Genomic DNA, 16,612 nt, shown 5'->3' with positions numbered 1-16,612 from the left:
GGTCGATCGGGCCCGACCCACCCCGCCCATCGGGGCCCGGTTCACTCCGGCAGCGCGCGCACCAAAACCAACGAACCTTCGTAGGAGGGCTGTTGGCGCAGCGCGCCGTACTTCTCGTCCCACTCCCCCGACTCGACGGCCGCGCGCAGCGCCTGCGCGTACCGCTCCCGCGTCGGCGGGTCCACGAAGCTCCAGGCCGAGTTGGCCTGCCGGGCGCCCGGGTCGAGGAGCCGCTCGGGGCGGCCGTAGTACGCCTCGTTGAAGCCGTCGACGCAGTCCAGCGGGATCGGCACGGGCAGGACGTCGACCCGGCCCCCGAGCGCGTCGGCGATGGCCGCCATCGAGGGGTAGCGCCGCGCCTCCGTGTCGAGGACGAGCGGCGCGTACGCGTACAGCCAGAAGTCCCGTACGAGGGCGGGGTCCGAGGTCAGTACGAGCACGGGCCCGCGCGCCACGCGCCGCATCTCGCGCAGCCCGGCCCGGCTGTCGCCCCACTGGTGCACGCTGAACGTGGTCATCGCGGCGTCGAACGCGCCGTCCTCGAAGGGGAGATGCTCCGCGACCGCGTCCACGGCCGGGGGCAGGTGCGCCGGCCGCTGGGCGCGCATGACCGCCGACGGCTCGACGGGGGTCACCTCCCGGTCCGTCGTCTCGTACGACCCCGCTCCCGCGCCGACGTTGACCACCGTGTGCGCGTCGCCCAGCGCGGCCGAGATCAACTGCCCGATGCGCGGCTCGGGTTGCCGGTAGGAGGTGTACCGGACCCCGATCGTGCCGTAGTCCGCGTCGCCCGCGCTGCCGTCCGCCAATCTTTTGTTCATGTGCGGAACATATCAGTCGCCGCCCCGTCCCAACAGAGCCACCGGCCCACGAAGAGCTCCGCCGCCCCTCGACGGCCCACCCCTCCATGTGGCCGACCACCGTGGGCTGTTGATCGGCCACTCCGGACCGGTAGCGGGGGCCACGCGGCGCCGCCCGGGGCTCTCCTGCGGGCGGCCGTGCGCACCCGGTCACCGCGCGGGGCGGCCGTACCTGTGGCAGACTCGCGTGCTACGACGACGGTCCGCACGGTTCCCGCACAACCGGCGCACCGTCCGCCACAGCCGCACTCGATCATCATCGGAGTGACATCTATGGCCGCGAAACCGGGGATCGACACGGGCCGGCCCCATCCGGCGCGGGTCTACGACTTTCTGCTCGGCGGCAAGGACCACTACGAGGTGGACCGTGAACTGGGCGAGAAGATCCCGGAGTTCATGCGCCTCGCCGCCCACGAGAACCGTGCCTTCATGCGCCGCGCGACGACCTGGACCGCGCAGCGCGGCGTCACGCAGTTCCTGGACATCGGCACCGGTATCCCCACCGAGCCCAACCTCCATCAGGTCGCACAGGGCGTGCACCCGGCCGCCCGGGTGGTGTACGCGGACAACGACCCGGTCATCATGCGGCACGCCGAGGCACTGCTCGTGGGGACGCCCGAGGGCGCGACGCGTTACATCGAGGCGGACATCCGCGAACCCGGGGTGATCCTCGAACAGGCCCGCAAGCACCTCGACTTCGAGCGGCCGATCACCCTCTCCCTCATCGCGATCATGCACTTCGTCGTCGACGCGTACGACCCCTACGGTGTGGTGCGCACCCTCGTGGACGCGCTGCCGCCCGGCAGCCACCTCGCGCTGACGCACGTCTGCCTCGACGGGTTCGCGGAGGCGGGCGAGGAGCTGAACAAGACGTACACCAGCGCCATCGAGGCGCAGAGCCGCTCGTACGCGGACATCCAGCGCTTCTTCGACGGCCTGGACCTGGTGGAGCCCGGCCTGGTCGCGACGCCCAGGTGGCGGAAGGACGCGCCGGTGCCGCCCCGCGGGGAGCGGCACCCCACCTACGCGGGCCTCGCGCTGAAACGCTGAGGGCGCACGCGGGCGAACCGGGGTCGGGGCCCGAGGCGGACGCCGGCTCCTCAGCGGGCCGGCGGGCGTACGTGCCGGTCGCGTCCAGCGCCGTACCCGGCACTCGCCATGGCAAGGCTGAGGGCGATGAGGACCATGAGCGGGAGCGTCCAACTGCCGGTGGTGTCGCGCAGGATGCCGAGGAGGAGGGGGCCGGCCGCCGCCACGAGATAGCCGATGGACTGCGCCATGCCCGCCAGCGCGGCGGCTTCGCCGGGACCGGCGGCGCGCTCGCTCTGGAACGTCAGCGCGAGGACGAGGCACGCGCCGCCGCCCAGCCCGAGCAGGGTGCACGCGAGGACGGAGAGCGCGGGGGCGGACACCAGCACGGCGAAGCCGCCGGCCACCACCGCTGAGGCCCCGGCCGCGGTCCAGCGCTGGTCGTGGCGGCCCCGCGTGAGCAGGGGCAGGAGGCTGCTGGCCGCGAGGGCGATCAGCTGGTAGTAGAAGAGCATCCAGCCGGCCGCGTTGCTGGTCGCACCCCGATGGATCAGGATGCTCGGCAGCCACGCGACAGCGGTGTAGAAGCCCAGTGACTGAAGGCCCATGAAGAGGCTGACCTGCCAGGCCAGCCGCGACCGCCAGGGGACGGGGCTGCGGGTCCCGCCGCCGGAGGCCGGGGGACCGTCGCTCCGCAGCCGGGGCAGCCAGCCGATGAACGCCGCGACGGTGAAGGCGATGCCCCAGGCGAGAGCGGTGTGCCAGGAGCCCGGCACGGTGTGGGCCAGTGGCGCGGAGATGCCGGAGGACACGGCGGCCGTGATGCCCATGACGGTGACGTAGAGAGCACTGACGCTCTGAATGCGGTGCGCGGGCACGCTCCGCCGGATCAGGGCCGGCAGCAGCACATTGCCGAACGCGATGGCGGCGGAGAGGATCACCGTTCCGGCGAAGAGGCAGATCACCGAGGGAAGGGACCTGACGACCGTTCCCGCGGTCAGTACGGCGAGCGCCGACACCAGCAAGCGTGTGGTGCCGAACCGGTGCGAGGCCCGGGCCACCAGGGGCGACGTCGCGGCGAACGTCAGCAGCGGGAGCGTGCTCAGCAGCCCGCCCCAGCTCGACGTCAGGCCGCTGTCGTGTTCGATCTCGGGCAGCAGCGTACCGACGCCGGTGAGGCCCGTGCGCAGGTTCGCCGCCACGAGGCAGATCGCGAAGAGGAGACCGATGGTCACGGCGGGCCGGCCGGCTTCGGCGCCGGAAGGCGCGGCGGCCGAGCGTGCGGTGGCCGAGCGCGCGGCGGATATGGGGGACGGCCGGGACTTCACCGCTCCCCCTCGGCCGACGGTGCCGCTGCCGGTGTCGCCGGTGCCGTCGCCGGCGTCGCCGCCTCGTGCTCGCGGGTGAGCCGGACGATCGAAGCCGCCGCCTCGCGGGCCCCGTCCTGGTCGCGGGCCTCGATCGCGTCGACGAGCCGACGGTGCAGCCCCGCGTGCTCCTCGGCCACGGCGGTGTCCCAGGGCAGACCGCCCAGGACGGAGGTGAGCGCCGTACCGAGGTAGTCGTACACCTCGATCAGCATGTCGTTCCCGCTCGCCCGGACGACGGCGCGGTGGAACAGGGCGTCGACACTCCTCGCCGCGGACTCGTCCGCGCCGGCGCAGGCCGCGTCGGCGTCGGCCAGCAGTTCCCTCAGCCGGCCCAGCTCCTCCTCGCTGCGGCGCACGGCGGCGGCCCCCGAGGCATACTCCTCCAGGACGCTGCGCAGTTCGAGGATGTCGGGCCGCTGGGCGGCACTCGCCCGCCGCACCATGACCGACTGGAGTTCGCTCGACGAGCGGACGTAGGTGCCGTCCCCGACCCGGGCTTCGAGGAGGCCCAGGTGCACGAGCGCGCCGAGCGCCTCCCGCAGTGTGCTGCGGCCGACTCCGAGCTCTTCGATGAGGGTCTGCTCCGGCGGGATGCGCGTACCCACCGGCCAGCCCCCCGTCTCGATGTGCGAGCGGAGGCTGTCCACGAGCTGCGCGGACAGGCTTGCCGACCTGCGCGGCGTGCTGATGCGTTTCATGGAGCGAGCGTAGCGCAAACATCAGACATTTGGACATCATATGTTTGGTGAGGGCAGGGAGGCGGGCCGCGCGGGGCGGCCGGCCATGCGGAGGGCATGTGGGGGGCCGGCCATGCGGGACGGTACGTACGAGTGGGAGGCACGCCTCGCGCACCGCGGGCCGGTGCGCTGACGGGCGGGCTCGGCCGGTGTGCGGCCCGGTGGGCTCGGCCGGGGGCGGCCGCCCGGCACCCTCGCACACGGGCCTGCCCCGGGCGGCGGGTTCCGCGCCGTCGCCGAGGGGCGGCGCGGTGGCCGACATCGCCAGGGCGCTCCGGCTGCCCCGGGGCACGGTGCGCAACCACCCGTCCCCGGCGATCAGCGAGACGCGGGCCCACATCTCGCTGATCCCCGAGGTGCCTCGACTCGGAGAGGCCAACGGCCGCCCGTGCCCCTGTCACCGCCCGGCGGACCGGGACCGGGAGCCGAGTTGACGCATCCCGGAAGCCCGCCCCCGAGCGATCACGACACCGCGGGGATCACGACACCGTCAGGAGCGGTAGGCACGCTTGGAGCGGCGGCTCATCCTCGTGTTCTGGAAGGCCACGCATTCCCAGCGCCCCTCCCGCCGGTGCAGCGTGAAGGTCTGGAACTTGTCGAAGCCGATCCGCTCGCCCTTGCCGATACCGCCGACCGTGGTCACCACCGCCGTGGACTCGTCCGGCAACCGCACGTCGATCGGCTTGACCACCATGCGCGTGCCCTTCTGCCACCGGGTGAACACCTCATGGTGCGTCTGCCGGATGGCGGCCCGCCCGAGCATGGCGTCCCCCATGAAGATCACGTATGAAGCGTCCTCCGCGAACTGCGCCGCGTAGCCGCTCGCGTCCCCCGCGTCCCAGGCATCCCTGATCCGCTCCAGGAATTCCTCGACCGTGTCCTGGTCCTCGACCACCATCGCCGCCTCCTTCGGTCTGCCGCCCCGGGCAGCGCCTCAATCCGTTCTCACTGAAATTATTTCACCCGAAACGATATGCGCAAGACCTGGCCCAACCGTCATCGCATCAGTGCTTCACGGCACCGCGTCAGCGCGTCGCACAACCGGCTCGGAAGGCCGGTCACCACACCCTGGCAGGCCGGCCTTCGGGCTCGACGGCGACATTGGCGTAGACGATCCCGAGCAGCCGACGCAGCTCGGAGCGGTCCTCGGCCGTCAGACCCGCGGTCAGCCGCCGCTCCGAGACATCCGCGAGCCGGATCAGTTCGTCGAGTTCCGCCCGGCCCTCCTCCCGCAGCCTGACCAGCTTCACCCGGGCGTCAATCGGCGACTCACGCCGCTCCACCAGGCCCCGCTCGATCAGCCGCGCGAGCAGCCCCACCAGACGGCTGGCGGGGATGCCCAGTGAAGAGGCGAGTTGCTGCTGCGTGTGCTCCTCGCCGTCCCGCAGACCGCGCAGCACGGCGAAGTGCCGCGGAAGCAGATCTTCCGCGGCCAGCGCGGACTCGAAGGCGAGAGCCGCCGCATGGCCCGCCGAGGCGATCACGAAGCCGAGCGGCTCGTCGGCCCCGGCGCCTCGCGTGGCAGGTCCTTTCCTCACCCCGGCAACGTAACAGCTGACCGTTCCCACTGAAACGGTCGGCCCACGGTCCAGCCCCACCCGGGCAGCCCCTGCACTCGTACGGGATGCCGACTCGTACGGTATGCCGACAGGGCCGCCGTCGTGGACAGCGCTCACGGGCAGCGCTCGCGGACAACCGTCGGGCCCGGTGCCGGTTTCGCCGGGTCAGAACAGCTTTCCCGGATTCAACAGGCCCAGCGGGTCGAACGCCTGCTTGATCTGGCGCTGCAACTCCAGCTCCACCGGGCCGAGTTCGCGGGCCAGCCACTCCTTCTTCAGAACGCCCACGCCGTGTTCGCCCGTGATGGTGCCGCCGAGGCGCAGGCCCAACGCCATGATCTCGTCGAACGCCTCCTTCGCGCGCCGGACGTCGTCCGGCTTCGTCGGGTCGAAACAGACGATCGGGTGGGTGTTGCCGTCGCCCGCGTGCGCGCACACGCCGATCTTGGTGTCGTACTTCTCCGCGATCGCCTCGACGCCCTCGAACATGTCGCTGAGCCGGGCGCGCGGCACGCACACGTCGTCGATCATCGTCGTACCGAGCGCGGCCTCAAGGGCGGGCAGCGACAGGCGCCGTGCCTGCATCAGCATCTCGGACTCGGCCGCGTCGTCGGCCGGTACGACCTCGGTGGCGCCGGCCTCGGTGCACAGCTCCCCCACGGCGGCGAGGTCGGCGGCGGGGTCGGGGGTGTCGAAGGCCACCAGCAGCAGCGCCTCGGTGGTCTCCGGCAGGCCCATGTTCGCCATCGCGTTGACGGCGCGGACCGTCGTACCGTCCATCAGCTCCATCAGGGACGGCACATGGCCGCGCTCCATGATCCGGCGTACGGCGTCCCCTGCGGCGGACGCGGAGGTGAACTCGGCGGCGAGTACGAGCTGCCGGGGCGGCTGCGGCTTCAGCGCGAGGACGGCCTTCACGACGATCCCGAGGCTGCCCTCGGAGCCGACGAACAGCCGCGTCAGGTCGTACCCGGCCACACCCTTCGCGGTCCGCCGCCCGGTGGACATGAGGCGCCCGTCGGCCAGGACGACGTCGAGACCGAGCACGTACTCCGCCGTGACGCCGTACTTCACGCAGCACAGGCCGCCGGCGGCGGTGCCGATGTTTCCGCCGATGGTGCAGGTCTCCCAGCTGGAGGGGTCCGGCGGGTAGTACATGCCCTGCTCAGCGACGGCGCGCGACAGCGTCGCGTTCACGACGCCGGGCTCCACGACGGCGACCCGGTCGACCGGGTCGATCTCCACGATCCGGTCCATCTTCACGAGCGACAGGACGACGCAGCCGTCCGAGGCGTTCGCCGCGCCGGACAGGCCGGTGCGGGCGCCCTGCGGGACGACGGGGACCCGCAGCTCGGTGGCGGTCCTCAGCACGTGCTGGACCTGCTCGACGGTGCGCGGCAGTACGACGGCGGCGGGCGCCCCGGCCTCGCAGAAGCTGGCCATGTCGTGGGCGTACGAGGCCATCACGTCGGGATCGGTGATGAGCGCCTCGGCGGGCAGTCCCGCACGCAGGCGTTCGGTGAGCGCGGTGGCGCCGGAAGTCGGGGCGCCGGATTCGAGCAGATCGTCCATGATCCCAGGTTCGCATCGACCGCCATCGGTGTGAACCCGTATGCGATCCACCGCACAGGGCTAAGTGTGATCTTCATATTGACGCACAGTTGCCTCCATGAAGGAGAAGAATCAGGAGAGAGCACATCAGACCAGACATGTCAGGCGTGCGGCGGTGGCCCTCGGCGTGGGTGGCCTGCTGGTCGCGGGCGTGCTCGTGTTCGTGCCGGGCGAGAAGCACGGGGCGCCGCCGCCCGCCGGTCCTGAGGCCCGTGCGCTCACCGCCGTGACCGCGGGCGCCCCGGCCACCAGCACGGATCTGGCGGCACTGATCCGGGACCGCGCGGCGTGGGTGGGCAAGCACCCGGACGACGCGCGGGCCTGGGCGGTCCTCGGTTCCGCGTACGTGCAGCGGGGAGTGCGGCAGGCGGACCCCGCGGCGTTCCCGAAGGCCGAGCAGGCGCTCGACCGCGCGCTGTCCGGCCCCGCGGGCACCTCGGCGCGGCCTTCCGCGCCCACGTCGGCACGGGCGTCCGTCTCGGCGCAGGCGCCCATGTCGGCGCAGGCGTCCACGTCGGCGCAGGCGCCCATGTCGGCGCAGGCGTCCACGTCTCCGACCACCCCGACCGCACCGACCACACCGACCACTCCCGCCGCACCGGCCGCCGCCGGGGCTCCCGGTGGCGGCGGCGATGCCAAGGCCCCGAGGGGGGATCTCGCCCCGGCGGCCGTGAACCCGCCGTCCGAGGCGCTGATCGGGCTCGCCTCCCTCGCGGACGCCCGCAACGACTACCTGACCGCGCGGAAGTGGGGCGAGCGTGCGCTGAAGCGCGCGCCCACCGCCTGGGCGGCCTACCCCGCGCTCATCGACGCGTACAACGGCCTCGGCGACTACGAGGCGGCGGGCCGCGCCGCGGACCGGCTCGCCAAGGCCCTGCCCAAGACGCCTGCCGCCTCCGCCGCGTACGCGGTCGTCTACCAGGACCGCGGATGGCGCGAGGACGCGGCGGCGAAGGCGTCCGACGCCGTCGAGCACGCGGCCTCCCCCGCGCAGAAGGGCGCGGCGCTGGGCCGGCTGGGGGACCTCGCGTGGGAACGCGGTGAGCCGAAGGAGGCGCTCGGCCAGTACGACGCGGCGCTCCAGGCGGCGCCCGACCAGTTCGCCGCGCAGGCGGGCCGGGGCCGGGCGCTGGCCGCGCTCGGCCGGACCGACGACGCCTACCAGGCGTACGAGAGCGCCCTCGCGAAGCTGCCGCGGCCACAGGACACGCTGGAGTTCGGCGAGCTGTACGACTCGCTCGGCCTGACCGGCGACGCGCAGACGCAGTACGCGAGGCTGCTCGCGCAGACGGCGAAGGGCCGGCGCGGCGGCGTGGACGAGAACCTGGTCCTCGGCCGCTACGAGTCCGACCACGGCGACCCGGACGCGGCGCTCACCAGGCTGACGGCGGAGTGGACCGGCGGGCGGCACAGCATCGAGGTCGCGGACGCGCTCGGCTGGGCGCTGTACCGGTCGGGCGACGCCACCCGCGCCCTCACGTACGCCACGACGGCGACGGAGCAGGGGCGTCGCAGCGCCCTCTACCTGTACCACCGGGGCGAGATCGAGCGGACGCTCGGGATGAAGGCCGAGGCGCGCCGCCATCTGGACGAGGCGCTGCGCACGAACCCGTACTTCTCGCCGCTGCTCGCGCCCCGCGCGCGGGAGGCCCTGGACGCCGTCGGCGGGTCGAGCACCTCGGGGGGCACCGCGACGGCGGGCACGGCCGACCCGGCCGCCGACGGTGACGGGGGTGGTGTGGCCGACGTCCCCCGCGAGCCGGCCCGCAACGCCGGTGCCGCGGGAGCCGCCCGTACCCCGGACGCCGCGGGCGGCGCCTCCGGCCGCTCCGCGACGCGGCCCTGACGAGGGCTCAGGACAGCGGTGGACACGGCGCGGGGCCGTGGGTCAGTTTCCACGGGGCCGCAGGCAGGACGGGGGCGGACGGTGCGAGCCGCGCGTCAGAGATTGCCGCGCTTCTCCTGCTCCCGCTCGATCGCTTCGAAGAGTGCCTTGAAGTTGCCCTTGCCGAAGCCCATCGAACCGTGCCGTTCGATCATTTCGAAGAAGACGGTCGGGCGATCCTGGACCGGCTTGGTGAAGATCTGGAGCAGGTAGCCGTCTTCGTCCCGGTCTACCAGCAATTTCAGCTCACGCAGCGTCTCGACCGGCACCCGCGTCTCGCCCGCCCACTCGCCGAGCGTGTCGTAGTACGAGTCCGGGGTGTCGAGGAACTGCACACCGGCCGCGCGCATCTGCTTCACGGAGGCGACGATGTCGTTCGTGGCGAGCGCGATGTGCTGGACGCCCGCGCCGCCGTAGAACTCCAGGTACTCGTCGATCTGCGACTTCTTCTTCGCCACGGCGGGCTCGTTGATCGGGAACTTCACCTTGAGCGTGCCGTCCGCGACGACCTTCGACATCAGCGCCGAGTACTCGGTCGCGATGTCGTCGCCGACGAACTCCTTCATGTTGGTGAAGCCCATGACCTTGTTGTAGAAGCCGACCCACTCGTTCATGCGGCCGAGTTCGACGTTGCCGACGCAGTGGTCGACGGCCTGGAAGCTCCGCTTCTCCTGCGGCGCCACGATCGGCTCGGCGGCGGCGAAGCCGGGCAGGTACGGGCCCTCGTAGCCGGTGCGCTCCACCAGCGTGTGCCGCGTCGAGCCGTACGTGGCGATCGCGGCGAGCACGACCGTGCCGTGCTCGTCCTTGACCTCGTGCGGCTCGACGAGGCCCCGGGCGCCGTGGGAGGTCGCGTAGGCGTAGGCGGCGCGCGCGTCGGGCACCTCGATGGCCAGGTCCACGACACCGTCGCCGTGCTCGGCCACATGGTCGCCGAGGAACCGTCCCCAGTCCGTGGACGGCTTGATGACCGACGTGAACACGAAGCGGGCCGAGCCGCTCGTGAGCACGTAACTCGCCGTCTCACGGCTGCCGTTCTCCGGGCCCGCGTACGCGACGAGCTTCATGCCGAAGGCGGTGGAGTAGTAGTGCGCGGCCTGCTTGGCGTTGCCGACGGCGAAGACGATCGCGTCCATCCCCTTCACCGGGAACGGATCGGCGGCTCGCGCCGAGTCGGGTACGGAGACGGCGTCGGACGCGGTACCGGATTGCATCGAGGTGTCTGCCATGGACACAGGGTCACCCCGCTCCACAAGGTGCGCAACAGTTCGCGCATTCGCTGGGCAATCCGTACAGCCGAATGCCAGAATCACCGAACGATCTGTACAGGGTGACCACGACGGAGGAACGGGGCGGTCGGCCATGACCATCGACGGACTCGACGGACGGCTGCTGGTGCTGCTGGCCCGCGAGCCCCGCATCGGGGTGCTGGAGGCGTCGAGGCGTCTCGGCGTCGCGCGCGGGACGGCGCAGGCACGGCTCGACCGCCTCCAGTCGAGCGGTGTGATCCGCGGCTTCGGCCCCAACGTCGACCCGGCGGCGCTCGGTTACCCCGTGACGGCGTTCGCCACGCTGGAGATCAAGCAGGGCCAGGGCGCCGACGTACGGGCCCACCTGGACGGCGTCCCCGAGGTGCTGGAGCTGCACACGACGACCGGCAGCGGCGACATGCTGTGCCGGCTGGTGGCGCGGTCGAACGCGGACCTCCAGCGGGTCATCGACCGGGTGGTCGGATTCGAGGGCATCATGCGGGCGTCGACCGCGATCGTGATGGAGAACCCGGTGCCGCTGCGGATCATCCCCCTGGTGGAGCAGGCAGCACGGGACTCGGAGGCGTAGGCCGCGGGCGCGGCGGCCGGTGCGGGTGCTCGCGTCGCCGCTGGATCGGACGGGTCGGGGCCGGTGCACCAGGCCCGGGGCCGCCGGATCAGGTGGGCCGGGGGGCGCTGGATCAGGTCAGCAGCTCGGCACCTTGCCGCCCGACTGAAGCGCCTTGAGCGAGGTGACCGCGCCGCTCAGGGTGGTGGCCGGGACGAGCCGCATGTTCTTCGGGAGGCCGACCTTCGCGTCGGAGCACTCCGCCTTCGGTACGAGGAACACCGTGGCGCCCGAACGGGCCGCGGCCTGGGTCTTCAGGGCCACGCCGCCCACCGCGCCGACCGCGCCGGAACCGTTGATCGTGCCCGTACCCGCGATGACCCGGCCGCCGGTCAGGTCGCCGCCCGAGCCGTCGCCGTCCAGCTTGTCGATGATCCCCAGCGTGAACAGCAGCCCCGCGCTGGGTCCGCCCACATCGGCGAGGTGGAGCTTGATGTCGACGGACTTCGGGTCCTTGTGCAGGAAGGTGAGGGCGGCGGTGACCGCGTCGTTCTGCGACTGCACCATGTCGTTGGTGTTGGTCTTGTCGATCTGCTTGACGGACTGCCCGGCCGGGTACACCGCGTCGCGCGGCAGCACCGCCTCCTTCGGGCGGAACCAGCCCTTCGCGACGTCGGAGAGGCGCACCGTCGCCGACGGGCCCGTCGCCACGATGGTGGTCATCCGCAGCTGCCCGGTGGTCTTCCTGACCGGTGCCCGGGTGATGGTGATGACGGGCTGCCCCTGGTTCGCCCCGAGCACGTTGGCGGTCAGCCCCGGCAGGGCGATCGCGTACGGGAGCGGTGCCAGGGCGACGACCGCGAACAGCGCCACGATCGGCACGGCACACAGCGCGAGGAAGACGGGGCGCGAGAGGCGAGAGAACACAGGGCCAATCTATCGGCCGCCCGGTACCCGCCCGCGGCCCGCCTCCGCACCGGGGCCCGCGCGTGCGCGCGTGCGGGCCTCCGGGCGTGCGTCCACGCGAGCGTCCGCGTCCCCGCGGCGCGTCACCGCAGCGCGTCCGCCACTTCGCGTGCCGCGTCGACCACGCGGGCGCCGACCCGCTCCGGCACCGAGTCGGCGAGCATGACGACGCCCACACTGCCCTCAAGACCGCTCACACCGACCAGCGCGGCGGCGGCCCCGCTCGCACCCGTCTCCAGTTCGCCGTGGGTGAGGGTGGGGCGCGGCTCGGTCAGCGGCGCGCCACGCGCGGCCAGTATGGCCTTGCCCGCGGCGCCCCGGTCGAGTGCGTGGCGGAACCCCGCGCGGTACGCGACGTGGTAGTCGGTCCAGCTCGGTTCGACGACGGCGACCGCGAGGGCGTCGGCACCGTCGACCAGGGTGAGGTGCGCGGTGGCCCCGATGTCCTCGGCCAGCGACCGCAGGGCGGGCAGGGCGGCCTCCCGTACGAGGGGGTGCACCTGGCGGCCGAGGCGCAGCACACCGAGGCCGACCCTGACCCGGCCGCCGAGGTCGCGGCGTACGAGCGTGTGCTGCTCCAGGGTGGTGAGCAGACGGTAGACGACGGTCCTGTTGACCCCGAGCCGTTGGGACAACTCGGTGACGGTCAGGCCGTGGTCGGTGTCGGCTAGCAGTTTCAGGACACGCAGTCCTCTGTCGAGCGTCTGAGAAGTCTCAGCGGTCACGACGCCCTCTCCTTCGAGAGTCTCGGAGCGAGTGTCGGCGGCGGTCTCACACTGGTTCGGCACCGGTCCCGTCGGCGACGCTCGGAGAAGCCCCCACCGGACTAAGGGTCTTGAGAAAACAAGGCACACCGGCTGCGCTGCGCGGCGGCACTGCCACGGCGCGTGTTCATATGCCCGGACAGTAGCGAGCCATACCGCTCAGCGGAAGCCCTGGTCCAGAATCCGGGCAGAGCTGGGGATTTTGGTACGCAATTGACCGCAATCGGAGCTGATTCGGCACTCGTACGGCATACGTCCCCGAGACGAAGGGGCCCCGGGCACTCCGCGACAGAGGCCCTTGGGGCCCGGCGGCGTTGTACTCGGGGCAGGGGGCACGGCGAAGCAAGCACCGGGGACGCGCCGGAACACACCGCGCCGGCCCGTCACACGGGACGCCCCGACGCCCTCGCACACCGGCGCGAGTGCGGGTGCGGACCGCACCGCTGCGGGTACGGCCGCACCGCGCAGGCCTGGGCCGTACACAGTGCGAGTACCGACCGCACGGCGCGGGCGGCCCACCGCCCCCGCCGGCGAGGCGGCCGCCCCCGCCGGGCAGCGGCCGGGGCGCCGACCGCCGGGAGAGGGCCGAGAGCGCGGATCAGCGCATCCGCGTGGCCCACTCCTGGACCTTCTTGATCCGCTGCCGGATCTGGCCCGCCGTCGCCTCCGCGCTCGGCGGGCCGCCGCACACCCGCCGCAGTTCGGTGTGGACGACACCGTGCGGCTTGCCGCTCTGGTGCACATAGGCACCGACCATGGTGTTCAACTGCTTGCGCAAATCCAGCAGTTCGCGGTGGGAGACCACCGGCCGCCGCTCGGCGGGCAGTTCGACGAGGTCGGCCTCCTCGTCCGGCTTCTTGCGGCTGTGCGCGATCTGCCGCGCCTGCCGCCGCTGGAGCAGTATCTGCACCTGGTCGGGCTCCAACAGGCCCGGGATGCCGAGGTAGTCCTGCTCCTCCTCGCTGCCGGGATGCGCCTGCATGCCGAACTCGGCGCCGTCGTACAGGACCCGGTCGAAGACGGCGTCGGACTCCAGTGCCTCGAAGGGCAGCATGTCGTCCTCGCCGTCGGCCTCGTCCTCCTGCTTGTTGGCGTCGTCCATCTCCTTCTCGGACTCCGCGTACGGGTCGTCCTCGCCGCTCTTCTTCGGCTTGTCGAGCACGTGGTCGCGCTCGACCTCCATCTCGTTCGCGAAGCCGAGCAGATCGGGGATGGTGGGCAGGAACACCGACGCGGTCTCGCCGCGCCGCCTTGAGCGTACGAAACGGCCCACGGCCTGCGCGAAGAACAGCGGTGTGGAGATCGTGGTGGCATACACACCCACGGCGAGGCGCGGCACGTCGACACCTTCGGACACCATGCGGACCGCGACCATCCAGCGGTCCTCGCTCGCGCTGAACTGCTCGATGCGCTTGGACGCCGCGGCCTCGTCCGACAGCACGACGGTCGCCTTCGTGCCGGTGATCTCGCGGACCATCTTCGCGTAGGCGCGCGCGGCGTCCTGGTCGGCGGCGATGACCAAGCCGCCCGCGTCGGGGATGCCCTTGCGCACCTCGGTGAGGCGCTGGTCGGCGGCGCGCAGGACGTTCGGCATCCAGTCGCCGCGCGGGTCGAGGGCGGTGCGCCACGCCTGCGAGACCGCGTCCTTCGTCATCGGCTCGCCGAGGCGCGCGGCGATCTCGTCGCCCGCCTTCGTACGCCAGCGCATGTTGCCGCTGTAGCTGAGGAAGATGACGGGGCGGACGACGCCGTCGCCGAGCGCGTTGCCGTACCCGTACGTGTAGTCGGCGGAGGAACGGCGGATGCCGTCGTTGCCCTCCTCGTAGACGACGAACGGGATCGGGTTGGTGTCCGACCGGAACGGCGTGCCCGTCAGCGCGAGCCTGCGGGTGGCCGGCTCGAAGGCCTCAAGGCACGCCTCCCCCCACGACTTAGAGTCGCCGGCGTGGTGGATCTCGTCGAGGATGACGAGCGTCTTGCGCTGCTCGCAGCGGTTGCGGTGCAGCATCGGGCGCACGCCGACGCCCGCGTACGTGACGGCGACGCCGTCGTACTCCTTGCTGAGCGGCCCCGCGCTGTAGTCGGGGTCGAGCTTGATGCCTATCCGCGCTGCGGCGTCCGCCCACTGCGTCTTCAGGTGCTCCGTGGGGGCCACGACCGTGATCTGCTGCACGACATGGTGGTGCAGCAGCCAGGACGCGAGGGTCAGCGCGAACGTGGTCTTGCCTGCGCCCGGGGTCGCCACCGCGAGGAAGTCGCGTGGCTGCTCCTGGAGGTAGCGGTTCAGCGCGCCCTCCTGCCAGGCGCGCAGCTTGCCGGCGGTACCCCAGGGGGCCCGGCCGGGGAAGGCGGGTGAGAGGTGATGCTGGGAGGCGGGAGTGCTCACGGTCTCCGTTCCGAACCTGGCGGCGGCCCCCGCGAGGGGACCGGCCGCTGCCGTACGACAACCGGGCCACCCTACCGGGGGCCCGCCGTGATCCTCGTACGAACCGGACACCGGGCGCCGGGTGCGGGATGTGTCACATCCCGCCCCGGCCCGCCGCCGGGCGCGCCTCACATCCGCGCGGTCTCCGGCGCGGGCCCGGTCCGCGGGCGGGCCGCGGCGGCGCCGGTACGGACCCGGGTCGCGACCCAGACGCCGACCAGGGCGACAGCCGCCATCAGCACGAAAACGCCCGCGAACGCGGCCGGATGGGCCTCGGCCGCGCCGCTGCCCGCGGAGACGGGCGCCCCGCCCGCGTCGATGGAGCCGCCGCCGAGCGCGCCGAACGCGGCGCCGCCCACCGCCAGCATGAGCACGTTCGACAGGCCGTCCGAGATCTGGAGGGCCGACGAGTTCGCGCCGACCTCCCCGGGGGCGGACAGGCCCAGGGTGACGACACTCGTCCCGGAGATCACGGTGCCCATGCCGGCGCAGCCGACCGCCCACGCGACCGCGACGACCCATACCGGCACCGCCTGGAAGAGCACCGTGGGGGCGATCGCGATCCCCGACGTCACCAGCACCATGCCGACCGCCATGAGCGTCTCGCGGTGCGCCTGGAGGCGGGGCCGCGACTGCACGTACGAGCCCAGGGACCAGGTCGCCCCGCCGGCGGCGATCGACAGGCCGGCCATCGTCGGCGACAGGCCGCGCTGCGTCACCAGCATCAGCGGTACGAAACTCTCCGCCGCGATGAACGACCCGGCCGACACCCCGCGCAGCGCCACCACCGCGGGCAGCCCGCGCACCGCGCGCCATGTGCCCGCGGGAAGCAGCTCCCGCACCGGGGCGACCAGCAGCGCGGCCCCGGCCAGGGCCGGCGCCAGCGAGACCCAGCGCAGGTCCTCCCCCGCGTACTGGAGCAGCCCGGCGCCCGCGGACAGCGCGAGCGCCAGCAGGATCGGCCGCCGGTCGAACCGCGGCGCGGGCGCCCCCGGATCGGCGCGCCCCCCGGCCATGCGCCGGATCGCGGGCAGCGCAAGCGCGAGCGGCGGTGCGATCAGGACCGGAATGCCGAGGAACACCCAGCGCCAGCCCAGCTGTTCCGTGACCGTGCCGGCCGCGAGCGGGCCCACGACGGACGGCACCACCCAGGCCGCCGCGAACGCCGCCAGGATCGAGGGCCGCAGCCGCGGCGGATACACGCGGCCGACCACGACGTACAGCGCGACGATCACCAGCCCGCCCCCGAGCCCCTGCACGGCGCGCCCGAGGATGAACACCCACATGCCCGACGCCGTGCCCGCCACCACGAGCCCGGCCGCGAACAGTCCGATCCCGGTGGCCAGCGGCGCGAGCGGCCCGTCGCGGTCCGACCACTGCCCGGCGAAGACCATCGCGAACAGGCTGGTGGTGAAGTACGCGGAGAAGGCGAACGCGTAGAGCGGGATTCCGTTCAGCTCCCGCGCCGCGACCGGCATCGCCGTCCCGACGGCGGTCGCCTCGAAGGCGATGAGCAGCACGACGGACACGATCCCGATACTCAGCGCGCGATACGGCGCCCGCAGCACCCCACCACGACCGCCATCCC

General features: G+C 72.7%; 14 protein-coding genes. 3 read left to right on the top strand and 11 right to left on the bottom strand.

Features of this window, described 5'->3' with window-relative positions; all coding sequences use genetic code 11:
• Positions 1-41: 41 nt before the first annotated feature.
• Complete coding sequence (locus LCE31_RS22630; protein WP_225016949.1) at positions 42-821, bottom strand: class I SAM-dependent methyltransferase; 780 nt, start codon at positions 819-821, stop codon at positions 42-44.
• Positions 822-1,124: 303 nt separating this feature from the next.
• Here LCE31_RS22630 and LCE31_RS22625 point away from each other — a divergent pair, with 303 nt between their 5' ends.
• Positions 1,125-1,910, top strand: a complete 786-nt coding sequence (locus LCE31_RS22625) for an SAM-dependent methyltransferase (protein WP_374118522.1) — start codon at positions 1,125-1,127, stop codon at positions 1,908-1,910.
• A gap of 50 nt (positions 1,911-1,960) precedes the next feature.
• Here the strand turns inward: LCE31_RS22625 and LCE31_RS22620 are convergent, their stop codons facing one another.
• From LCE31_RS22620 to LCE31_RS22600, 5 genes are all read right to left on the bottom strand, one after another.
• Positions 1,961-3,124 (bottom strand): CynX/NimT family MFS transporter, encoded by a 1,164-nt coding sequence (locus LCE31_RS22620; protein ID WP_225016945.1) that lies wholly within the window; start codon positions 3,122-3,124, stop codon positions 1,961-1,963.
• A gap of 89 nt (positions 3,125-3,213) precedes the next feature.
• Positions 3,214-3,957: a FadR/GntR family transcriptional regulator gene (locus LCE31_RS22615; RefSeq protein WP_225016944.1), complete on the bottom strand. Its 744-nt coding sequence runs from the start codon at positions 3,955-3,957 to the stop codon at positions 3,214-3,216.
• 529 nt (positions 3,958-4,486) lie between these two features.
• Positions 4,487-4,894 carry an SgcJ/EcaC family oxidoreductase gene (locus LCE31_RS22610; protein ID WP_225016943.1) on the bottom strand — a complete coding sequence of 136 codons (408 nt, stop codon included), beginning with the start codon at positions 4,892-4,894 and terminating at the stop codon, positions 4,487-4,489.
• Positions 4,895-5,054: 160 nt separating this feature from the next.
• On the bottom strand, positions 5,055-5,534 hold the full coding sequence (locus tag LCE31_RS22605; RefSeq protein ID WP_225016942.1) for a MarR family winged helix-turn-helix transcriptional regulator: 480 nt from the start codon (positions 5,532-5,534) through the stop codon (positions 5,055-5,057).
• Positions 5,535-5,720: 186 nt separating this feature from the next.
• On the bottom strand, positions 5,721-7,127 hold the full coding sequence (locus tag LCE31_RS22600; protein ID WP_225016941.1) for an FAD-binding oxidoreductase: 1,407 nt from the start codon (positions 7,125-7,127) through the stop codon (positions 5,721-5,723).
• A gap of 97 nt (positions 7,128-7,224) precedes the next feature.
• On the opposite strand from LCE31_RS22600, the gene LCE31_RS22590 reads away from it, so the two are divergent.
• A complete protein-coding gene (locus LCE31_RS22590; RefSeq protein ID WP_263632161.1) occupies positions 7,225-9,012 on the top strand; it encodes a tetratricopeptide repeat protein in 1,788 nt (595 codons plus the stop codon).
• Positions 9,013-9,107: 95 nt separating this feature from the next.
• Here the strand turns inward: LCE31_RS22590 and hppD are convergent, their stop codons facing one another.
• Complete coding sequence (hppD, locus tag LCE31_RS22585; protein ID WP_225016940.1) at positions 9,108-10,280, bottom strand: 4-hydroxyphenylpyruvate dioxygenase; 1,173 nt, start codon at positions 10,278-10,280, stop codon at positions 9,108-9,110.
• Between the two features lie 133 nt (positions 10,281-10,413).
• Between hppD and LCE31_RS22580 the strand changes: the two genes are divergently transcribed.
• Complete coding sequence (locus tag LCE31_RS22580) at positions 10,414-10,890, top strand: Lrp/AsnC family transcriptional regulator (RefSeq protein WP_225016938.1); 477 nt, start codon at positions 10,414-10,416, stop codon at positions 10,888-10,890.
• Between the two features lie 117 nt (positions 10,891-11,007).
• Here LCE31_RS22580 and LCE31_RS22575 read toward each other — a convergent pair whose 3' ends face one another.
• From LCE31_RS22575 to LCE31_RS22560, 4 genes are all read right to left on the bottom strand, one after another.
• Positions 11,008-11,796 carry a S16 family serine protease gene (locus LCE31_RS22575; protein ID WP_225016935.1) on the bottom strand — a complete coding sequence of 263 codons (789 nt, stop codon included), beginning with the start codon at positions 11,794-11,796 and terminating at the stop codon, positions 11,008-11,010.
• 122 nt (positions 11,797-11,918) lie between these two features.
• Positions 11,919-12,560 carry an IclR family transcriptional regulator gene (locus tag LCE31_RS22570; protein WP_225016933.1) on the bottom strand — a complete coding sequence of 214 codons (642 nt, stop codon included), beginning with the start codon at positions 12,558-12,560 and terminating at the stop codon, positions 11,919-11,921.
• Positions 12,561-13,197: 637 nt separating this feature from the next.
• A complete protein-coding gene (locus LCE31_RS22565; protein WP_225016931.1) occupies positions 13,198-14,985 on the bottom strand; it encodes a DEAD/DEAH box helicase in 1,788 nt (595 codons plus the stop codon).
• 167 nt (positions 14,986-15,152) lie between these two features.
• A complete protein-coding gene (locus tag LCE31_RS22560; protein WP_225016951.1) occupies positions 15,153-16,592 on the bottom strand; it encodes an MFS transporter in 1,440 nt (479 codons plus the stop codon).
• Positions 16,593-16,612 lie beyond the last annotated feature (20 nt).

This window comes from Streptomyces sp. 8L (assembly GCF_020176795.1).
In the GTDB taxonomy this organism is placed as follows: Bacteria; Actinomycetota; Actinomycetes; order Streptomycetales; family Streptomycetaceae; genus Streptomyces.
This window is presented reverse-complemented; position numbering and strand designations above follow the sequence as displayed.